18 protein-coding genes are annotated in these 21,783 nt (G+C 56.4%); all 18 read right to left on the reverse strand.

Going from position 1 to position 21,783, the window contains the following annotated elements; all coding sequences use genetic code 11:
* Positions 1 to 1,306 precede the first annotated feature (1,306 nt).
* The gene (gene odhB / locus AC3Y2E_RS03845) at positions 1,307 to 2,578 is read right to left on the reverse strand and encodes a 2-oxoglutarate dehydrogenase complex dihydrolipoyllysine-residue succinyltransferase (RefSeq protein ID WP_379207330.1); all 1,272 of its coding nucleotides are present in this window, start codon (positions 2,576 to 2,578) and stop codon (positions 1,307 to 1,309) included.
* A 13-nt stretch (positions 2,579 to 2,591) separates the two neighbouring features.
* A complete protein-coding gene (locus AC3Y2E_RS03850; RefSeq protein WP_379207332.1) occupies positions 2,592 to 5,456 on the reverse strand; it encodes a 2-oxoglutarate dehydrogenase E1 component in 2,865 nt (954 codons plus the stop codon).
* A 213-nt stretch (positions 5,457 to 5,669) separates the two neighbouring features.
* A complete protein-coding gene (locus tag AC3Y2E_RS03855) occupies positions 5,670 to 6,314 on the reverse strand; it encodes an HD domain-containing protein (protein WP_379207334.1) in 645 nt (214 codons plus the stop codon).
* 5 nt (positions 6,315 to 6,319) lie between these two features.
* The gene (locus tag AC3Y2E_RS03860; RefSeq protein ID WP_379207336.1) at positions 6,320 to 7,153 is read right to left on the reverse strand and encodes a class I SAM-dependent DNA methyltransferase; all 834 of its coding nucleotides are present in this window, start codon (positions 7,151 to 7,153) and stop codon (positions 6,320 to 6,322) included.
* 251 nt (positions 7,154 to 7,404) lie between these two features.
* Entirely contained in the window at positions 7,405 to 8,307 is a 903-nt protein-coding gene (locus tag AC3Y2E_RS03865) for a CvfB family protein (RefSeq protein WP_379207338.1), read from the reverse strand.
* Positions 8,304 to 8,651, reverse strand: coding sequence for a ribosome silencing factor (rsfS, locus tag AC3Y2E_RS03870; RefSeq protein WP_190932359.1), 348 nt, complete (start codon positions 8,649 to 8,651; stop codon positions 8,304 to 8,306). Before rsfS ends, AC3Y2E_RS03865 begins: the two co-directional genes overlap by 4 nt.
* Positions 8,652 to 8,696: 45 nt before the next feature.
* Positions 8,697 to 9,281 carry a bis(5'-nucleosyl)-tetraphosphatase (symmetrical) YqeK gene (gene yqeK / locus AC3Y2E_RS03875; RefSeq protein WP_190932358.1) on the reverse strand — a complete coding sequence of 195 codons (585 nt, stop codon included), beginning with the start codon at positions 9,279 to 9,281 and terminating at the stop codon, positions 8,697 to 8,699.
* Positions 9,271 to 9,858: a nicotinate-nucleotide adenylyltransferase gene (locus AC3Y2E_RS03880; protein WP_379207342.1), complete on the reverse strand. Its 588-nt coding sequence runs from the start codon at positions 9,856 to 9,858 to the stop codon at positions 9,271 to 9,273. Before AC3Y2E_RS03880 ends, yqeK begins: the two co-directional genes overlap by 11 nt.
* An 89-nt stretch (positions 9,859 to 9,947) precedes the next feature.
* Positions 9,948 to 10,238: a ribosome assembly RNA-binding protein YhbY gene (gene yhbY, locus AC3Y2E_RS03885; RefSeq protein ID WP_332074175.1), complete on the reverse strand. Its 291-nt coding sequence runs from the start codon at positions 10,236 to 10,238 to the stop codon at positions 9,948 to 9,950.
* 34 nt (positions 10,239 to 10,272) lie between these two features.
* A complete protein-coding gene (aroE, locus tag AC3Y2E_RS03890; RefSeq protein WP_332074174.1) occupies positions 10,273 to 11,130 on the reverse strand; it encodes a shikimate dehydrogenase in 858 nt (285 codons plus the stop codon).
* Between the two features lie 50 nt (positions 11,131 to 11,180).
* Entirely contained in the window at positions 11,181 to 12,293 is a 1,113-nt protein-coding gene (gene yqeH / locus AC3Y2E_RS03895; RefSeq protein ID WP_379207346.1) for a ribosome biogenesis GTPase YqeH, read from the reverse strand.
* 1 nt (position 12,294) lies between these two features.
* Positions 12,295 to 12,876 (reverse strand): YqeG family HAD IIIA-type phosphatase, encoded by a 582-nt coding sequence (locus AC3Y2E_RS03900; protein ID WP_190932369.1) that lies wholly within the window; start codon positions 12,874 to 12,876, stop codon positions 12,295 to 12,297.
* 184 nt (positions 12,877 to 13,060) lie between these two features.
* On the reverse strand, positions 13,061 to 15,292 hold the full coding sequence (locus AC3Y2E_RS03905; protein ID WP_379207348.1) for a transglutaminase TgpA family protein: 2,232 nt from the start codon (positions 15,290 to 15,292) through the stop codon (positions 13,061 to 13,063).
* A gap of 3 nt (positions 15,293 to 15,295) precedes the next feature.
* Positions 15,296 to 16,516 carry a DUF58 domain-containing protein gene (locus AC3Y2E_RS03910; protein ID WP_379207351.1) on the reverse strand — a complete coding sequence of 407 codons (1,221 nt, stop codon included), beginning with the start codon at positions 16,514 to 16,516 and terminating at the stop codon, positions 15,296 to 15,298.
* A 35-nt stretch (positions 16,517 to 16,551) separates the two neighbouring features.
* A complete protein-coding gene (locus AC3Y2E_RS03915; protein ID WP_379207353.1) occupies positions 16,552 to 17,511 on the reverse strand; it encodes an AAA family ATPase in 960 nt (319 codons plus the stop codon).
* A gap of 453 nt (positions 17,512 to 17,964) precedes the next feature.
* Entirely contained in the window at positions 17,965 to 20,064 is a 2,100-nt protein-coding gene (locus tag AC3Y2E_RS03920) for an LTA synthase family protein (protein WP_379207355.1), read from the reverse strand.
* A 325-nt stretch (positions 20,065 to 20,389) separates the two neighbouring features.
* Positions 20,390 to 20,755, reverse strand: coding sequence for a stage V sporulation protein AE (gene spoVAE / locus AC3Y2E_RS03925; protein ID WP_190932367.1), 366 nt, complete (start codon positions 20,753 to 20,755; stop codon positions 20,390 to 20,392).
* An 11-nt stretch (positions 20,756 to 20,766) separates the two neighbouring features.
* Entirely contained in the window at positions 20,767 to 21,783 is a 1,017-nt protein-coding gene (gene spoVAD / locus AC3Y2E_RS03930) for a stage V sporulation protein AD (protein ID WP_379207357.1), read from the reverse strand.

The raw sequence follows: 21,783 nt of genomic DNA on the forward strand, positions 1-21,783 counted from the left end.
CCTACTCTATTCCGCCAGATGCCAAAATATTTCCATATACTAAAAAAATAGTAGGCTTATAGATTACGGGAGCGGCAGACGGGACGCGGCATCGAGACTGGTTGAGGCGAATGCTTGTTGGTGGGGGCAGATTCGGTTCGAGGAGCGGTGCGTGGTTCGAGGCGTATGTGAGGGCTGGGGCGGGCAGGTTCTGATTTGGAGCTAGATGTGGGTTCGAGGCGTATGTGTGTGTCTCGAAGTAGTGGCTTTTTGGTTCGAAGGTATGCGCACTAGCGGGATGTTTCTTGGTTCGGGGAGCGGCCGTGGTTTGAGGTACATGAGGGGGCTGGGGCGGGCGGGTTCTGATTTGGAGCTAGATGCGGGTTTGAGGCGTATGTGTATGTTTGCGGAGTAGTAGCTTCTTGGTTCGGGGGTATGCGTACTAGCGGGATGTTTCTTGGTTCGGAAAGCGGCCGTGGTTCGACGGTATGCGGGGATATAGGCAGTTCTGGCTAGGGCATGGCACGAGATTTCCCCAATAAGAGCGGTTTGCAGCTCTTATTCTTCAACTAATAGATTATTTTTCCAAAATAAGAGCGATTTGAGACCGTTATTTTAGCCATTTTCCCCAAAAACGCGAAAAAGCGGCTAAATAAGAGGTGATTAAGAGGCTGTCGATTCAATGTGGACAAAACCAAGTGGAAAGGGAAAAGATTACCTTCTGGCGAGTTTTGTCTGGAATCCCCTACCTTACAATCCTTATTCAATCAAGGGATTCAGGACAACCTGTCTGAGCAGAAGAAGGTAACTTTTCACTTGGAACGGCCTGCTAACACTTCTACACAATGAATCGACAGCCTCGCAAAAGACTTCTATTTCCCCTCGGGTCCGGTGCCACCAGGCCGTCTGCCCAAGAGGAAGTACTCAAGAGGGCTGTTCAAGAGAAATTGCCCAAGAGGAGTTGCCCAAGAGAAGTTGTTAAAAAGGAGGCTCCTCACGAACGGAAACGGCTCGCCTTCACTGAAAACTAACATTTGCTACTTCCTATATCGGCTACTTTCTAAATTAACATTTGCTACTTACTATACCTGCTACTTTCTTTGCGTGTTCGGACACTTTTCCATACGAATCCATTCTTGCGCCCCCTCCCCGCCCTGTCTGCGTAAACGCAACCGTTACCGGGCAACCTTTCCAGCGGGCAGAAACCGTTCGGCTCCCGCTCCATCCGCCCCCCGCGCTTCCTACAAAAAAAGAGGATCGACAGCATCCAATGCTTCTGTCGATCCCCTTCGGGATATATGCAACCCGTTACCGGGAACGTGCCCGCTTATCCTTCAAGCAGCAGCGATTCCGGATCTTCCAGCAGTTCCTTGATGGTCACAAGGAAACGTACCGCTTCGGCGCCGTCGACGATCCGGTGATCGTACGACAGGGCGATGTACATCATCGGCCGGTTTTCCATCCGCTGCTCGTCCAGCGCGATCGGACGCCACTGGATTTTGTGCATCCCGAGAATGCCTACCTGCGGTGTGTTCAAAATCGGCGTGGACAGCAACGAGCCGAAGACGCCGCCGTTCGTAATCGAGAAGGTGCCGCCTTGCAGGTCGGACAGCTGGAGCGTGTTCGCCCGCGCCTTGCCTGCCAAATCGGCGATCCGTTTCTCGATCTCGGCGAAGCCGAGACGGTCTGCATCACGTACGACCGGAACGACCAGTCCTTCCTTGGCCGCGACCGCGATCCCGATGTCGTAATATTTTTTGGCGATAATCCGGTCGCCGTCGATTTCCGCGTTAAGCAGCGGGTACTTCTTCAGCGCGCCGACAACCGCTTTGGTGAAAAAGGACATAAAGCCGAGGCCGACATCGTTTTTCTCCTGGAACGACTGCTTGCGGCGTTTGCGGATATCGAGAATCCGGGTCATGTCGACCTCGTTAAACGTAGTCAGCATCGCTGCCGTGCGCTGAGCTTCCACAAGGCGGGTCGCGATCGTCTGACGGCGTCTCGACATCTTAATGATCTCAACCGGCTTGGTCGGATCTTCCGATGCCGATGCCGCCGTAATGCCGCTTGTCGTTTGCGGACGGGCAGCCGGCGCGGCAGGCGCCTGATCCTGCGCGGAGCTGACGTCGGTACGGCTGATCCGTCCGTTCGGATCGCTCGGCTGAACTTGCTGCAGGTCGATTCCGCGCTCTCTGGCCAGCTTTCTGGCCGAAGGGGAAGCGGCGACGCCCGGAGCCGATGCCGCGATAACCGACGGAGCGGCCTGTACCGGAGCGGAAGCGGCTTCCGCCGGTGCGGCTGGAGCCGGAGCCGCAGAAGGCTGCGCCTCCACGGCAGGTGCAGCGGGTGCAGTCGGCTCCGCTCCCGCGGCGCCGATCGTTCCTACGACTTCACCTACTTGAACCGTATCGCCTTCGCCTCTGCGGATTTCTGCAATAACGCCGGCGGATTCGGCGCTTACCTCCAAATTGACCTTGTCCGTTTCCAATTCAAGAAGCAGATCGCCTGCTCCGACACGATCTCCAACTTTCACCATCCATTTGGATATCGTTCCTTCGGTGATCGATTCGCCCATCTCGGGTATTTTGATGTCTGACACAGCCGCGGCCTCCTTATCGGTTGTTATCGAAGAAGCTTCGATCTTGAACGTTCTCAATGATTTGACGCTGCTCGAACGTATGGACGGTTTGATAACCGCTTGCGGTACTGGAACGCTCCCGGCGTCCGATATACCGGACCTCTGCGCCTTGCGGGGCAATTTCACGGATTCTCGGCTCCATAAAGAACCAAGCGCCCATATTTTTAGGTTCTTCCTGAACCCATACGATTTCTTTCAAATTGCCGTACCGTGCGAAAATGTTCGAGATTTCCTCGGCAGGGAACGGATACAGCTGCTCCACGCGAATAATGTGAAGCCATTCCTGCTGCGACTGCCCGTTTTCCGAGATCGCCTCTTCCAGATCGACGGCGATTTTCCCGCTGCACAAGACGATTCGTTCGACCTGTTCCGCTTGAAGCCCGGTTCCTTGCTGCTCCAGCACCGGCTGGAACGCGCCTTCGCTAAGCTCCGTACCGGCCGAGGCGACCCGCGGGTTGCGGATAAGGCTCTTCGGCGCCATCACGATAAGCGGACGCGCGTCCTCCGTCTCGGAGAGCATCGCCTGCTTGCGCAGCAGGTGGAAATATTGCGAAGCCTTCGTCATATTAACGACCGTCCAGTTCTCTTCCCCGGACAGCTGCAGGAAACGTTCCAGACGTGCGCTTGAGTGCTCCGGCCCTTGCCCTTCGTAGCCGTGAGGCAGCAGCAAGGTGAGGCTCGACTTCTGACGCCATTTGCCGCGTCCGGCGGAGATGAACTGGTCGATGATTACTTGGCCCGCATTGGCAAAATCGCCATATTGCGCTTCCCACAGCACGAACGTTTCGGGAGCGAATACGTTGTACCCGTACTCGAAGCCGAGAACGGACGCTTCGGACAGCGGACTGTTATGAACCGCGAACGACGCTTTCGCTTGCGGCAGATCGTGCAGCGGACAATACGTCTCGCCGGTCTGCGGATCATGAAGCACGATGTTCCGGTGCGCGAACGTGCCGCGCTGCGAATCTTGTCCGCTCAGCCGGACCGGCTTGCCGTCGGCCAGGATCGTCGCGAACGCGAGCGTTTCGGCCAGCGCCCAGTCGACCTTGCCGCCTTCGTCCAGCGCGCCCGCCCTACGCTCCAGGATACGCTGCAGCTTCGGATACGGGTTGAAGCTTGCCGGACGCTTCAACAGATCTTGATTGATCTCGCGCAGCTTATCGAGCGGCACCGCCGTGACGAGCTCCGCCGGAGCAGCCTCGCTGTCCGCCGCCGCCCATGTGCGGTCTTCGCCCAGCTTATCGGCGTTTTTCATATCTTCATAAGCTTCCTGAAGACGGGAGACCGTCTCCTGCTTCATCTGCTCGTATTGGTCCCGGGTAATGACGCCTTCCTTCTCCAGCTGGGATGCGTAGAGCTCGCTGACAGTCGGATGGTTGCGCACCTTAGAATACATGAGCGGCTGTGTCGACTCCGGATCGTCCGATTCGTTATGACCGTATCTGCGGTAACCGATCAGATCGATCAGGAAGTCTTTCTTGAACAGGTCGCGGAACTCGCAGGCCATCCGGGCGGCGGCGACGCACGCTTCCGGATCGTCGGCATTGACGTGCACGACCGGAATTTCGAACCCTTTCGCCAAGTCGCTCGCATAGTGAGTCGAGCGCGAATCGGCGCTGTCCGTCGTAAATCCGAGCCTGTTGTTGACGATAATATGGATCGTCCCGCCGTTGCGGTATCCCGTCAGACGGTTGAAGTTCAGCGTCTCCGGAACGATGCCCTCGCCCGCAAATGCGGCGTCGCCGTGAATCAGCACGGCTGCGGCCTTGCTCGGGTCGTGCTGCGGCCATCCGGCCTGTCCGCGGTCTTCCTGGGCCGCGCGGGCAAAGCCTTCGACGACCGGATTGACAAATTCCAGATGGCTCGGGTTGTTCGCGAGCACGATCCGGATCGTATTGCCGTGATCCGCTACCGAACGGTCTGCGCCAAGGTGGTATTTCACATCGCCGGTCCAGCCGTAGTTAATGCCTGTCGAGCCTTCCGACGGCACCAGGTCTTTATTCGGCGAATGGTGAAATTCCGCGAAAATGCGGCTGTACGGCTTGCCGAGAATATGAGCCAGCACGTTCAGTCTTCCGCGGTGCGCCATTCCCATCAGCAGATGGCCGGCCCCGTCACGTGCGACCGAGCGGACGATCTCGTCGAGCAGCGGAATCAAGGCGTCGTTTCCTTCTACGGAAAACCGCTTCTGACCGACGAAAGTCCGGTGCAGAAACGCCTCGAATTGCTCCGCATCGATCAATCGGCCGAGCAGCTCGGTTTTTTCCTTCACGGTTGCCGGTTCGGCCAGCGGTTCGCCGTTCTCGGCGCGCTTGTTCAGCCATTCCCGCTCCTGCTCTTCATGAACATGAGCGAACTCATAAGCGATCGTCCGCGTATAGGTGCTGCGAAGCCGTTCGATCGCTTCCCAGCCGTTAACGACGTCGTCCGGAGCATTTTCCCAGATCAAAGTCGCAGGCAGAGCTTCCAAATCTTCCTTCGTCAGTCCAAACGTTTCCGGCTCGATCAAGCGTGTATCGGCAGATGCGCTTAAGCCCAGCGGATCGATGTCCGCCGCCAAATGGCCGTAAGTGCGAATATTCCAGATCAGCTTTCCGGCAGCGACCGCCTTTTGCAAGGAAAGGCCGTCTACCGCCTGCGCGTGCGCAGCGGCCGGCTGTGCCGTCCCTTCTGTCTCTGTAGCTGGCGGCGCGCCAACGCGCGCAAACAATTCCCGAAAAGTCGGGTCCACCGAATTCGGGTCGGATTCGTATATTTCGTACTGTTCCTGAACGTACCCTAAGTTAGGCCCGTATACAGTCCTCCAAGGAAACAATATGCCCGCATCCCCGGTCTTCATTGAAGCAGCTCCCTCCAGCTCCGCACCCGTCCACAAGCAGCGCGGTTTCATGTATGCATACTATGTCTCCATTATACCTGAATCGAAATATATTGGTAATAGCTAAATTAGAACAATATCGTTCTAATTTTGATATAGATAGGCGTGAAGGAACCGGCGACCCGTTCCCTCCGTGTTTCCCCGCGCTTATGCACGCCGCACGACCGGACCGGATTAGCCGTTCCCGCTCCATTCTTTGTGGAACTGCTCCAAGTAGCTTTCCATAAAACGGTGTCTTTCATCCGCGATTTTTCGCGCAGTTTCGGTATGAAGCAGACTTTTCAGTTTCAGCAGCTTTTCGTAAAAATGGTTGATCGCCGTTGAACGCTCCCTGCCGTACGATTCCTGCGTCCACGTTGCTCTCGGAGCGAGCGCCGCATCATGCAGCGGATGCCCCTTCCAGCCCGCATAGGCGAACGTTCTCGCGATGCCGATCGCACCGATCGCATCCAACCGGTCCGCATCACGGACGACTCTTCCTTCCGTCGTCGCCATCGGCCGACCGGGCCCCTCGCTGTACGACATCGTGGCGATAATAGCGATCACGTGATCCGCGGCGTCGGCCGGAATCGGAAGACTATCGAGAAACCCGCGCACGCTCGCGATCCCCGCTTCCTTGGAAGCATTCAGCTTCGGATCGGCCACGTCGTGCAGCAGCGCCGCCAGCTCGCATATGATCGGGTCCGCCTTCTCGGCGGCCGCTATCGTCCTTGTCATCCGGACGACCCGCTCGATATGCGTCCAGTCGTGGCCGGAAGCGTCGCCCTCATGAAACGACCTGGCGAACGATTCCGCGCGTTTCAGCACATTCGCGTTCATGGCACTCACTCCCCGGACGTTTTGACGCATACGAAAAAGACGCGTTCGGTCTCCGCAACCGGCGGCTTGAGCTTAAAATCGGCGAACCGGTGAATCCGGGAAAACCCGGCTTCCCGCAGCAGCGATTCGATCCGCTCCAGCGGATACGCCCTCTGCACATGTGTCTCGTCGATCCTCACATACCGGGCTCCGTTCGTATCCTTCAGGTCGCGCGCCGGTTCCTTCGTCTGTGAATCCGCAGCCAGCCATTCCGACTCGCGGACGAAAATCGCCAAATCATGCTCGATCTCGCACCGCTCCTCGTCCAGTTCGCTTGTCCATATATAAGAAACGTCGTCGTCGTTAAGCAGGAAGGGCTGCATCTCCGCATAAGATCTCAGCTGATGCTCGGTATGTACGTCGAAAATAAACGTGCCTCCTTCCTTCAATCCGGCGAACGTGCGGCGGAATGTCCCGGCCAGATCCGTCTCCTCGGTCAAATAGTTGATGCAGTCGCAGCACGAAATAACCGAATCGACCGGCTCGGTCAGCTCCCATTCGGTCATATCCTGCTGCAGCCAGGTGACGGAGCCGCCCGAAGCGAACGGAAACGTGCGGTGGCGCTGTTCCGTTTTCTCTTGCGCCACGGCCAGCATATCGTCCGACAAATCGATTCCGAACACGCGAAGGCCCGATTGAGCCAGCGGAATCGTCAAGTTTCCCGTCCCGCAGCCGAGATCAACGACCGTTTGCGGCTTGCCGTAGCTGTCCCAGCATTGGCGGATGAACCGGAGCCATTGCGGATAAGGCATATCCTCCATCAGCTTGTCGTAGATGTATGCGAATTGTTCATAACGCATCTGTACCGGTCCCCCTCGACCAAAATCATCCAAAAAAAAGAAAGCTTCGGAACGAAGCTTGGGCGAAGCTGTAAGAATGACCCTGCGCAATACGGCAGCTTTTGTTGCCAATCGAATGGGCTTAGCTTCCCAGAAAAACGTAAGCTTTACTCTGAAACGGAAAACGCCCCGCACTACCAAGCACCGCACTCGGACTTGATCCGCCGAGCCGTCCTCCTTCATCCGTTAACGCCAGGAGCTGCCGCGTAAAACTATTCCTCGTCGCTATTCGCCAAATGCGTCCAGTTGCCCTTCTGGGTGATCAGCCCTTCCTTCATCAGCTTGCCGAGCGCGCGCTTGAACGCCGCCTTGCTAATGTTGAACTTGGAGGCGATCACATCGGCCGGCGTCTCGTCGGAATAGGGCATCGAACCTCCCGGTCTGGCCCGCAGGAAGCTGAGTATACGCTCCGCATCCTCTTCCCGGCCGATCTGCTTCGGCTGGCGCATCGACAGGTTGACCCGGCCGTCGTCCCGGACGAACACGACCCGCACCTGGATTTTCTCGCCCAGACGCAGCGGCCGGGTCCGTTCTTTCTCATGGATCATCCCGATCGCTCCGAATCCGAGCACGCCTCCGTCGCATACGACGAATGTGCCCATCTGCAGCTGCTTGTAGACGATCGCATCGACCCAGCTGTTCTTCCACGAATCCGGCGCACGGAACGCCAGCGGCACGAGTTCTTTCTCTCCCGCCAGCTTCGCGGTCATCCGTCCCTGACGGTCGTGCTCCAATCTCACATACACGCAGTCGCCCGGATTCGGCCGGAGCTCCTTCGCTTCCGGAAGCTCGGAAGCAGGCAGCAGCAGCTGGCGTCCAAGCCCCATTTCCAGAAAACAGCCGAATCTCGGATGAATGTCGGCCACTTCCAGCAAGCCGATTTCACCTAACCGGATTTTCGGCGTTTTCATCGTAGCGGCGAGCCGGTCTTCCGTATCGTGGAACAAAAACGCTTCCACTTCATCGCCGGGCTGGATCGTCCCCACCACTTCGCTGTAATGAAGCAGCACATCGCGGGTCCCGTTCGTCAAAAAGAAGCCGTTCGGCGGCACTTCGCGCGCCACCGTCAGCTTCGCTACCTTTCCGGCATCCATCCGTTCCTCCGACGATCTCATACGAGCTCGACCACCTTCGCATCCGACCACAGACGCTCGATATTGTAATACTCGCGTTCATCCCGGTGGAAGACGTGGACCACGACATCGCCCAAGTCTACAAGCACCCAGCGGGCCGTATCGAACCCTTCAATTCCCCGGACCGTCGTCCCCATCGCTTCGGCTTTCTTGCGCACTTCCTGGACGATCGCTTGTACCTGCGTATCGGAATTCCCGTGACAGATTACGAAATAATCGGCCAGCAGCGATATGCCCTTCAAATTCAGCACAACGATATTGTGCGCTTTTTTGTCATCTACCGCTTTTACGATCTCGTTCATCAAATGATCCGGTGATTGGCTCATCTGCATCCTCCTTTAGACTAACTGTTGCTTGGCATAGGCAAACCTTTATTTCGTTCCGAATCCGGCCCGGCCCGCCTCTTCAAGAAGCGCATTGCGGGCAGCAAGCGTCAGCGGATATACTTTCTTTCCCTTATCGAGCAAAAACCGGATCGTCGAATCCAAGCCGGCTATCAGCGCTCTCTCCAAGCTATGGTCGGCAATTTCCCGGATTATATGCACACCGGGGAAATCCCGGCCCGGTTCGATATAATCGGCCAAACAAACCATTTTGTCAAGCAGCGTCATGTTCTCCCGGCCGGACGTATGGTACCGGATCGCATCCAGCACTTCCTCGTCGGCGATGCCGTGACGTTTGCGGACGACCTCGGCCGCAATCGGGCCGTGCAGCAGCTGCGGATCGTAGTCCAGCAGTTCCGGGTCGAGCCCTTCTTCGGCATATACCCGGCGCTGCTCGTCGATCGGCCAATATTTGCAGTAATCGTGCAGCAATGCGGCAAGCTCCGCCCGCTCCGGGTCCGCGCCGTAACGCTTCGCCAGAGCGACCGCCGAGCTCATGACGCCAAGCGTATGCTCCCATCGTCTTGCCGGCATCTGACTGCGGGTCGCTTCCAGTAATGATTCACGATTCATACAGCCGATTCCCCTCGATATAAGATACGACCGTCTCCGGTACGAGATATCGAACCGATTGGCCGCAGCTTCGCATATTCCGGATTAACGTGGAGGAAATGTCGACCTGCGGCATCGTTACCTGCAGCACTTTGTCCCGAATCGTCTCGTGCAGCCCGCTCACATCCGTGGAGTAGCCCGGCCGGGTTAGCCCGATAAACGTAATCATCCGGGCAAGCTCCTCGATCCGGACCCAGTGGGGCAAATACTGCACCATATCGGCGCCGATAATATAATAGAACTCGTATCCGGGATACGCGGCTTTCAGCTCCCGGACCGTATCGACCGTATACGAGGTGCCTCCGCGGCGAATCTCGCGCGGCTCCGCCCGAAAAAACGGATTGCCGGCTATCGCCGCTTCAACCATCGCGAGCCGCTGCTCGGCCGACGCTTTTGGCGCGTTCGGCTTATGCGGTGGCGTGCTGGAAGGCATGAACCATACCTCGTCCAGCCCGGCTTCCTCCCTCGCGCGCTCCGCGGCCAGCAGATGTCCTTGATGAATCGGGTCGAACGTTCCTCCCATAATGCCTACCTTCATCCCCGACACTCCCGCCCTGCCCATTCGCTGAATGTGCAGTTATTCCGCTTGTCCTCTCGGACACCAATATTGTATTGCGCGTACACCCGTTAAGGGAGCACGATCTGCTTGTGCTCTTTCGATTCCTTGTAAAGCACAATCGTCTTGCCGATCCGCTGCACAAGCTCGGCGCCGGACTTCTCGGCCAGCTCGGCCGCAATCTCGTCGCTGTCATCCAGACAATTGTTAAGCACCGATACTTTGATCAATTCCCGGACTTCCAGCGCTTCCTGGATATGTTGAATCAGATGCTCGTTCGTGCCGCCTTTGCCGACTTGAAAAATCGGATTCAAATGGTGGGCGAGCGACCGTAAATGCCGTTTTTGTTTTCCTGTTAACATCCGTATGGTCCCCCTCAAAAACCTCTAGCTCCTGTTAGCTTCCAAATGCCTCCAGCACCGCTTCCCGCATCGCGGCAACCGGAGCTTCGCGTCCGGTCCAATATTCAAACGCATAGGCGCCCTGGTATATGAACATGCCCAGTCCGCCGTGCGTCTTGGCCCCCCGCTCCGCAGCTTCCCGCAGCAAGCGGGTAACGAGCGGATTGTAGACGATATCGCTGACGGTCAGCCCTTCGTGGAACCACGAAGTATCGATCAGCACTTCGTCCACGTTCGGATGCATGCCGACTTCCGTATTATGCACGATCAGATCGATCTCGTCCCGGACGTCCGCGATCGAGTCGAAGCCGATGCCTTCGGATGTCGTGAACGGACGGATCGAATCGGCTAGCTGAACCGCTTTCGATACGGTCCGGTTGGCGATGTAAACCGCGGACGCGCCTTCTTTGGCAAGCGCATACGCCACGCCGCGAGCGGCTCCGCCGGCTCCAAGCATCAGCACCTTCTTGCCGGCCGCCGCAAATCCGGCCTCCTCCTTCAAGGAGCGGACATATCCGATCCCGTCGGTATTGTAGCCCGTCAGCTTGCCGTCGTCGTTAACGATCGTATTGACCGCCCCGATCGCCACGGCATCCTCGGAAATCTCATCCAGGTAATCCATCACTTCGAGCTTGTGCGGAATCGTTACGTTCACTCCGCGAAACTGCATGGCGCGTATTCCGGCGACCGCATCCTTCAGTTGACCCTGCCGGACGTGAAACGCGGCATAGGCGGCATTCAGTCCAAGCTCGCGGAAAGCCCGGTTATGCATAACCGGCGACTTGGAATGTTTGATCGGGTCCCCGAACACGCCATGCATGACCGTTGCAGTGTCCATATTCCCCTGCTTCATCCTGGCTCTTCTCCCCGTACTTCAAGATGACGACGACCGTCCGCCGCTCTTCAGATCAAAGAGCTGCGTACGGCCACTTTTACGCCTTTAGGCGCATGAACGACGACTTGCGCGCCGGCATCGCTGTTGATCGCGATCCAGCCCAGTCCGGATATCAATATATCGGACAAGCTTCCTTTCGGAATGCGGAACGCATGCTTGACGAGCGGCGGTAATAACTCCAGCCGGTCCTTGTGAGGAGGAGCGAGCATTTCGCCTTTATGCGCCGCATAAAGCTCATCCGCACGCTCCAGCTTCGTCCGGTGAATCGGCACCGCGTTGGATACATAGCAAGTGAACGATTGTCTGGCGCCCTGTACAAAATCAAAACGGGCCAATGCGCCAAAGTACAACGTCTGCTGCTCGTTCAACTGATAAACCGCCGGCTTGATCGGCTTATCCGGCAGCAGCGTCTGCATATCCTTCTTGTCGATCAGCTCCGTAAGCCGGTGCTTGTAGACGATCCCCGGCGTATCGATAATGAACCGCCCGTCGTCCAGAGGAATCTGGACCAGATCAAGCGTAGTGCCCGGATACGGGGAGACGGTCAGCTCGGCCTCCAGATCGCTGTAATCCCGGATGAGACGATTGATCAAGGTCGACTTGCCGACATTGGTAGCGCCGACCACGTAGACGTCCTTATCTTTGCGGAGTCTGGCTACCGCTTCGACGACGCGGTCGAAGCCGATATTTTTCTTGGCGCTGCATAGGACGATTTCCGCGGTTTTGAGCCCGTTCTCCTTCGCCATGCGCTGCACCCAGTTCAAGATCCGGTTGGTGTTGATCGCTTTGGGCAGCAGATCGATCTTGTTGACGACGAGCACGACCGGGTTGCTGCCGACAAAACGGTGCAAGCCGCCGATCAGGCTTCCTTCAAAATCGAACAGGTCGACGATATGCACGATTAACGCATCCGTACCGCCGATCCCGCTTAATATTTTGAGAAATTCGTCCTGATCGGGTGTTACGCTGGACATTTCATTGTAATGCTTAATCCGGAAGCAGCGCTGACATAAGAGCGGATCGCGCTTCAAAGCCGCTTCGGGCGCGTACCCGAGCTCTTCCGGCTTCTCTGTCTGGACCTGGATCCCGCACCCGGAACAGCGCAGGTTATGCTCCGCCATGTTACGTGTCCTCCCATTCCATTAGGCCTTTGCGCTTCATCCAAGACAGCGCGACCTTTTCGATTCTGCGGTTCACTTTGGTAAAAAATCCTTCGTCTCGCAGCTCGATCGGACGAACCAGAATCGTGTACAGTCCGAGTCGGTTTCCGCCGAGAACGTCGGTCAGCATCTGATCGCCGATGACGACGGTCTGGTCCGGAGCGAGCGACATGATTTGCAGCGCTCGGCGAAACGCGGCATTCCCGGGCTTCTTCGCACGGAATATGTAAGGGATAGACAACGGCTCGGAGAACGTCGACACGCGAAGCCGATTGTTATTGGAGACGATGACCACCTGAAAGCCGATCTCCTGCAGACGCCTCAGCCAATCGAGCAGCTCCGGCGTCGCCTGGGGATGCTTCGCACCCACGAGCGTATTGTCCAGATCCGTAATAATGCCCCGGACACCGGACATCCACAACGTCTGAACATCAATCTCGTATATCGAGTGGACGCTTTTTTGCGGAATCAATTTTTTCAGCAATCGCTGTTCAAACTCCTTTGCATCCTTATATATACGACAAACTATACCATAGATGTCCATACCCTGCAAAAGGGAATCGGACTCGCCGGCTTGACGGACGCCCGCTTGCGGCAGAGCGATTTTGCGGATACCAATCCGCCTTCGGCCCTTCACCACCGGTATCCCGCCCGCTGAGCGCTCCCCGATCCAGAAAAAGCCGGCGGAAACGACGCTGGTCGTTCCTGCCGGCTTCTTGCACGTTCGCTTACATCTGTTCCCTCAGCTTATGGACCGTCCGCGAGAAGACCGAGAGCTCCTCCTCGCTGATACGGGCGTCGCTGTATTTCGCTTTCTCAAACAGCAGCAGCAGCGATTCCATATCTTTCTGCAGCCATTTGTCTTTGACGATCCAGCGCTCCGCCATCTCCCTGACCGTTTCGTGGTCTGAGCGCGAATACCCTTTGCGTCTGGCGTACCGGATCAGCTTCTCGAACTCGAGTACCGCCCTCTGGTTCGCGTCCAGATTCCGTCCGAGCGGCTTGAACGTCCGCATGAACGTAAACTTCCTCCGGTTTACCCACAACATCCCGGCCAGAATCGAGATTCCGAGCACACCTGCTCCGGTACCGACCGCAACAGGAATCACGCGGCTGTCTCCGGCAGCCGAATCGGGCGTATCGGTCGACGATTCCGTTACGGGAGCCGTAACGATCTCTTCCTCCTCGGCGAAGAGCGGAAGCGCAAAACCGGCCGTCGGCTCGAACGGAATCCAGCCGTACCCCTGGAAGTAAATCTCGACCCAGGAATGGGCGTCCGAATTCCGTACCGTGTAATCTCCGGCTCCGTCCGGGTTAAGCAGTTCCTCCTCGATCCCGAGCATCGCCTGATCGAAGGCGCTTGCCCCCGGCGTATACCCTTTTACCCAGCGGGCGGGGAAGCCGAGCGAGCGGGCCATAACCGCCATCGCCGTCGAATAATAGTCACAGTACCCTTCCTTGATCTCGAACAAGAAGCGGTCCACGAAATCGCGGCTCCGGCCCTTGCCCAGATCAGGCGTGTTCGTGTAAGGGAACGTGGTCGACAAATATTGCTCGAGCAGCTTCACTTTGTCATACATGTTCGTTCCCGACTGCGTAACCTGCAAAGCCAGATCTCTCACCCGGTTAGGCAGCGTTTCTGGCAAAAACAAATACTCCTCAAGTCCGACCCGGCTCGTCAGGACGGACGGCACTTTACGCAGCTCGGCCTCCTCGATGATCGGCACCTGCGACGTAACCGTGTACGTCTCCGGGTAAGCCTGTCTGGCGCTTCCGTTCCAGCGCAGCTCGGCCAGACGCGGCGACCATTGGAGCGGTGCCAGATTTACGTTGCCACCGCTGCGGACGACCGACTGCACTTTATCGACCGCATACGCTCCGAAAAGCACCGGGTACTCCTCGTCCGCTTCGCTCAGCACGGTTACCGTCTGCGTCACTTCCACCGTCTTGAGCTGAGTCGGCGCCAGCCGCGCGTCCTCGGGCAGCTCCGCTTCCAGCGCCGCCGGCACGAGCGGAGTTCTTCGCTCGATATCGCTGACGATCCAGCCCTTGCCTGTATACAGCGAACGCGTCTCGCCGCGCCAATAGCTGCGGTGCGTGGTCGAGATCGACAACACCGGCGTGTAGTCGAACGAAAATTCGCCGCCAAGCGTCGAGTCGTTGCGGCTGTAGCCCGACGAGGAATCGCCGCCGAGCACGGAGCTCGTACTGAACCCTTTATTGAATACCGTTATTTGCTCGCCCCGCATATTTTTCCACAGCGTATACGGGTCGGTCATGATCGCACGGACATCCGGAGCGAGCGTGCCGAGGAAAATAACCAGCGACACGAGCATAATGATCGGAAGCGCAATGTAAGCGGGATATTCGGCCAAGTGGGACCAGCCGACCGGATTTTTTCTCTTCAGTCCGGCAAAGTGGCGGATCACCAGCAGAAACAGGCCGCAAAAAATAAGAATGGCCACTTGCTTCCACAAAACCAGATAGCTGAACGAATCGCGAATGGCGAATATGGATACCGATAACACGAGCGCAACCATAATCCGCCACTTGGCTTTCAGCCACCAATTGGCGACCAGCGCGACCAGCCACGCCGCCAGGGCGAACCAGATAAAAGGCGCAAGCTGCATGAAATTGTCGGCAAGCACGCCGCCAAGCTCGCGAAACTTAACGGGAGCAGGCCACTGCGTTACGAAGCCGGTTACGGCCCCCGTCACCCAGAAGACGAGGGCGATCTGCAGCAGGCGGCGCGCGGCCCAGATCAGCTTCGGAAACAGTTCTACCGCCAGAACGACAAGCAAAGTCAGTTCGACGATCCGCACCGTCTCCGGCAGCCAAACCTGATTTTCTTTCTCGATCCACAGGACGAACTGAAACAGGAACAACCCCGTCAGCACGGCCGTCATCCGGTCCGCCCAGTCCTGGAGCAGCAGCCTGCTCCACCAGCGTTGATTATCCATAGGTCACCGTCCTCCCAGCGCAAGAGCAAGCTCGTCGAGCGAGGCGACGGCGTATCCCATGGTTCCCGTCGTCTGCAGCTGCCGCTTCCAGCGTTCCTGGTCGGCAGACGGGACGTCGCTAGCGACCCACATATGACAAGGGTTCATCTGGCGCTGCTCGATCCAGGACAACGACTGAATCATCGTCTCGCCATACTGGGGAGATACGATCGTAAAAAACACGCCCGGCATAAACAGACGCGCCCGGTCTCTCAGCACATCGATCAGCGCGTGCTGGCCGTCCGGCTCGACGTCGATCAGATGGTTCATAATCGTTTTCTGATGGCTCGCGCTCAGCTTCGGTTCGAAATATTTGGAGTTTTTGCCTACTGACAGCAGCCCAAGCGCCAAGTCCCGGCTCGCGCCGTAATCGATCAGCGAGGCGACGATCGATACCGCCAGCTCGAAATGCTCCTTGCTGCGATAAGCGCGGATGTTCCGGTCGAGCAGAATGACGGTTTTCGGCAAAGACTCCCGTTCGAACTCCTTCGATTTCCACGTCCCGGTCTTAGCCGTCGCGTTCCAGTGAATCCGCGATAACCGGTCCCCGTAAATGTATTCACGGACGCCGTTGATCTGCGTCGTCTCCCGATGGGAGCGGGTCGTTGCCGAATGGTGGTGCATGCCGCGGAACAGCTGGTGCAGCTGCTTCCAGTCGCGGATATGCGTCTTTTGGGGAAGGACGCCGAACGTATGCGGCATCTCCAGCCGTCCCCGGTGCTGGAATAAGCCGAAAATATCTTCGGTTGCGCAATCGGTATCTCCGAAATGGTAATAGCCTCTGCGCAGCGGCGGCGTCCGATAGGACACTTCCCCGCGGCGCTTCCAGTCGGGGATCAGGAATGTCTCGAACACGTGCTCCTCCCCGCCCCGGCGGACCAGGTGGTCCTTGATCGATACGTAAGGAATCGGCCACAGGCCGGGAATATGCACATCGATTTTGACTGCGAGCGACGTCCCTGCTTCGACGACGGCTTCGTGCTCGCTGTTAAGCAAGGACCGGCTGCCCTCGGTTTTGGATATGCCGCTCCAGCGGCTTAACGCCAAATACAGGCATAACGCGGCGACGATAATGAAAACCATAAAAGCGAGCTTTCCGCCCTGGAACAGCAAAAACAGAAGACTGAAAGCGAACAAGGAGAAAATACCCCAGAAGCGGGCTGAATATCTGGCAAAAATCCACATCGTTTATCGCTCACCCCATTTCCGCGCGTAACCCGTTATTTCTCGAGCCGGACGGGAACCCTCACCTGCTGGAAGATCGACTGGAGAACCGATTCTACGGTCATCCCTTCGATTCTTGCTTCGGAGTGTAAAATCATCCGGTGTCCGAACACGTATGGGGTCAAAAATTTAATATCGTCGGGGATGACGTACTCCCGTTCGCGTATGTACGCAAACGCCTTGGAGGCTTGCAGCAGGGCGATCGTCGCGCGTGGGCTCGCTCCCAAAAATACGGAAGAATGCTCGCGCGTCTTCCGGGCGATGGACACGACGTAGTCGGCAACGGCATCGTCGACATGCACCTGTCTTACCTTTTGCTGCAGATCGGTTATACGTCCTACATCGGCTATGGGCTCCAGCCTGTCAAGCGGATGACCGCTTGCCTGGGAGAACAGCATCTTTTTCTCCGTCTCGTGATCCGGATAGCCAAGGCTGAATTTCATCATAAACCGGTCGAGCTGCGCTTCCGGAAGCACGTAAGTGCCTTCGAAATCGATCGGGTTTTGCGTAGCCAGCAGGATGAACGGCTCAGGCAGCGCATGGCAGTCTCCGTCGACCGTGACGCTGTGCTCCTCCATCGCTTCCAGCAAAGCCGACTGGGTCTTCGTTGTAGCGCGGTTGATCTCGTCGGCCAACAAAATATTCGTCATAACCGGACCAGGCCGGAACATAAACGTTTCTTCCTTCGGATGGTAAATCGCGACTCCGGTAATATCCGTCGGCAATAAATCGGGGTTGCACTGGATGCGGCGGAACTGTCCTTGTACGGATTTGGCTAACGCTTTAATGAGAACCGTTTTTCCGGTTCCGGGCACATCTTCGAGCAGTACGTGTCCTCCGGCGAGCACTGCGGTTAACAGCAATTCGACTTCGGCCTGTTTGCCCAGAATGCAGGATTCCAAATTTGTCTTCAGCTGCTTCAATAAGGTAAAATCTTCCATGACAGGTGCATCCATATCGTCCTGCTCCTCTCCATGATCCGTAGTTCCGTTCGAGTGAAGCGTTCCCCGCTTCAAAGCCGTTTCGACGCCCCTGGAAGGCGGGCGGAAACCTTCTTACAAAGCTGCTTATTCTATTCTACAAGAATTGAAAAACCGCGTATAGTCCCCGGACGTTAGAAAAAAGTGTCTGACTGTTCGAAGGCAGGCTGCTTTACTCTCATTCCGTACAACGGTTTTCGCATCATAATGTATACGTTTCCAACCGGCAAAAGTTTCAGTTAGTCGCTTACTTTTTATTAGAACGTACACCAAGTCCGCGCCAGGGTGTACGTCCTGGGCTCCCTCGACGTAATAGGATCTCCGTTCGCATAAAGATCAGAAAGGATTACACCCCCGCAAAGCAGCATCATGGCGCAAATTAAAATTAAGAGCCGGCATCCGCTTGCGGACGATCGGCTCTTTCGGATATTATTTGGATTCGCTTTGCAGCTTGTAGACGGCGGATTCGGCCACGATAATCTCTTTGCTGTCGATCACTTTGACTTGCAGATCTACCGTTCCGGACTTCCACGCGTCCGCCGGCAGCTTCGCGATTAACGCTCCGGTCTCATCCGGCTTTGTCGGCAGCACCTTTCCGTTCGCGCAGACAACGCCAAGCGCAGGAATATTCGCGCCTCTGACCGTGATCTCCGTCTCTTTGCCGGCTTTGATCTTATCGGGCGTAACCAGCTCGATCCGCATCGGCCCGAGGCCGAGAACAAAGTTCGGATTGACGATCTTGCTCTTGAGATCTCCGTAGGCGTACCGTTCCCCGAACATAATGTCATACTGCAGCATCTCGTACCGTTTGATGTCGGCGAAATCGATCTTCATCTCGGCATAATAATTTTGCGGCGGTATGACCGGATATTTCTTCGACAGCTCAAGCAAAAAATCGGTGTAATAATTGCCGGACAGCTTCGCCTTGTCGAGCAGGTACGGGCCTAGGAAGGAAGGGCTCATATTAAGCTTTTCTTTTTGTTCGGGCAAATAGTTGCTCCAGACGACGAGCGGCGTCCGATATATCTTGTTCAGGAAGTCCGGATCGTTCTCGCCGGTAATCCACTTGGTGTCCTTATATGCTTTGTAATCGTCGCCCAGATACGGCAGATGGTCGCCAAAAAATGCGATGATCGTCGGCTCGTCGGAGCGTTGATAGTGCTCCACCAGCGTTTTCAGCATATCGTCGGCGCCCTTTGCGCCCTGCGCGTATGTTTCCAGTATCCCTCTCGTATCTTCCGGGATATCGCCTTCCACGCTGATCGTATTTTCCTTAAACTTTCCCGGGTAATAATGAAAATGATTTTGCATCGTATTGGCGAAAACGAAATCCCGCCCAGCCGTTTTTTCCGTTTGGTCCATAATGATTTTAGCGACTTCGCTGTCCGCGATATACGGTCCTTCGTACACCGGATTAAAAAACTCGAGCGATATATACTGGGAAAACCCGAAGTTCTGATACACTTTATCGCTATTAAAATACCATCTGTGATAAGGGCTGATTGCGGTCGCATGATAACCGTGCTTCCTGCTCATAATGCTCGCTATCGAATCGATTCCGTGCGTGATGTGCTGGTTGTACGGAATCGTTCCCTGCGGCAAAAACCGCATCGAGTTGCCGGACAACACTTCGAACTCTACGTTCGCCGTTCCGCCTCCGAACTGGGGCGAGAGCAGCGAGCCGCTAGCCGTTTTTTGCTGGAGCTCGTGCAGGAAAGGCATCGGGTCCTCGCTGAATTTGACGGTTGTCAGCTGCGTCGGGTCCCACAGCGATTCGCTGAGCACGACGATCACATTTGGCTTGACGGAGGATTCGGGAAGAGCGGGCTTCGTTCCGGCCGTCACAATTGCAGATATTTTTTCACTGTCATAATCTTCCATTTTATTCACGTTCATATAGTCGAGATTCAGAACGGTGGCGAGCAGCAGGCCGTTCGTTCCCACATGCTCCGACTGGTCCCAAGGGATGGGGCCGATCCCGAACGCCGCTTTGACCGGCAACGGTTTGTCCCAATACACGACAGCGACGAACAAGACGGCGAGCAGCGCAAAAGCAAGCCGTTCTTTCCAGCGGATCACTTTCACGACATGACTCGTTCTATACAGTAGCAGCCAGCTGACCGCGAAGAAAATGACCACATCGGTGACAAGCTGGACGGTGAAAATATTTTTTAAATATTCCACCATATCGCTCGCTTCTCCGGTCAGCACGAAATCCCAGGGCAGCAGAGGTATTCCGATCATCTTCAGCTTGACGCCGCTGATCAGGGCCAGCGTAAAACCCGTGGCGGAGACCAGCCAGTAGGAAAGCCTCATTCTTCCGGTCACGGAAGTGAGTACGAGCAAAGCGCCGAATATGAATACGGCATTCAGCACAAAAGCGGGAATATGCAAAAAACTCCATGACAGCGCGCCCCAAATCTGATTCCGGCTAATCGACTCCATAAAGAGGACGAGCCATCCGGTAAGCAGCAGCAGCATATATCGTTTTTTGAAATATGAAGCCGCGATCCCCAACCATTTCCCCATAGGTTTCTTCTCCCCGTCCACCCGAATGGATTACTCTTTTATATCTAGCTAACTATCATCAGTTGAAAGCGATTTAGGTTTTATTTAAAACAGATTTAATTATACCACGAGTTCAATTATGCATCAAAGCACCTTTCAGGACTTTTTTCCAGTTGTGCCCATAAAAAGAAACCAGCCGCACTCCTGCAAAATCGGGGCTTATCCGCTGTATGGAAACAGGCCGGCTGATCGCCAAACCCAGATCCATCCGCAGCATATAGCCTGATCTTGCAGGAGTCGGCTGTTCCTTCTCCTATGAAGTGTGCGGCTTGTTCCTCCGCTGCCCTCATCCTTTGGGTTTGACAAAGGTTGCGGCGAGGAAGGAGAAAATAATCGCGGCCGACACTCCGGCGCTCGTCACCTCGAAAATCCCGGTAATGATGCCAGTCGCACCGTGAAGCTTGTACTCCTGCAAAGCTCCGTGCACAAGCGAGTTGCCGAAGCTCGTAATCGGCACGGTCGCACCGGCGCCGGCAAATTCGATGAACCGGTCGTACAAGCTTTTGTTGCCGATCACAATACCGTCCACGACCGCACCGGCCACGACGAGCGTGCTCATCGTATGAGCCGGCGTCAGCTTGACGCCGTCCATCAGCAGCTGGCCGATCACGCATATGGCGCCGCCGATGACGAACGCCCAGACAAACTGCATGAGATTCATATTCAGCCTCTCCTTCCGCTTTCGATGGCGACCGCGTGCGCGATGCAAGGAATGTTCTCCCCTTGCTGAAAAGAAAGCGGGGACAACAGCGCTCCGGTAGCGACGACGAGCAGCCGGTCCATCTCGCCACTTTTAATCTTTTTCAGCAAATGTCCGTAGGTGACGACCGCCGAACAGGCGCAGCCGCTGCCTCCGGCCTGGACGTCCTGGGTATTCACGTCGTACACGAGCAGGCCGCAATCGTAATAGTTTGTTTGATGCATCGGGATGCGATGCTTCTCGAACAGTTCGTTCGCGATCGAATACCCGACGGTAGCCAGGTCGCCTGTTACGATCATATCGTAATACCCCGGCTCGATATTCAAATCGCGCAAGTGCGCCTCAATCGTATCCACCGCCGCCGGCGCCATCGCGGCTCCCATGTTGAACGGGTCGGTAATCCCCATATCGACGACGCGCCCGATCGTGGCGGACGTTACACGCGGTCCTCGGCCTTCCCGGCCCAGTACGGCGGCTCCGGAGCCGGTCACCGTGTATTGAGCGGTAGGAGGCTTCTGCGACCCGTATTCGGTCGGGTAACGAAACTGCTTCTCCACCGTACAGTTATGGCTGCTTGTCGCAGCGAGCGCATGATTGGCCGCTCCGGAGCTGACCAGCAGCGACGCGATCGCCAGGCTTTCCATCGAGGTGGAGCAGGCGCCGAATACGCCCAGATACGGAACCGACAACGTGCGGGCGGCGAACGTAGCGCTGATGATCTGGTTCATCAAATCTCCGGCGACGAAACATTGGATATCCCCGTTCGTCAAACCGGCATTCTCCACGGCCAGCTTGGTCGATTCTTCGAGCAGCACGCGTTCCGCCTTCTCCCAGCTGTCCTGCCCCAGCATCAAGTCTCCGTGCACGATGTCGAAATCGTTCACCAGCGGCCCTTCCCCTTCGTCCGGGCCGACGACCGTAGCCGTCGACAGGATGACGGGCGGGGTCGGAAATTTCCACGTCTGATGTCCCGTCAGCAT

The organism is Paenibacillus sp. MAH-35 (assembly GCF_058135425.1).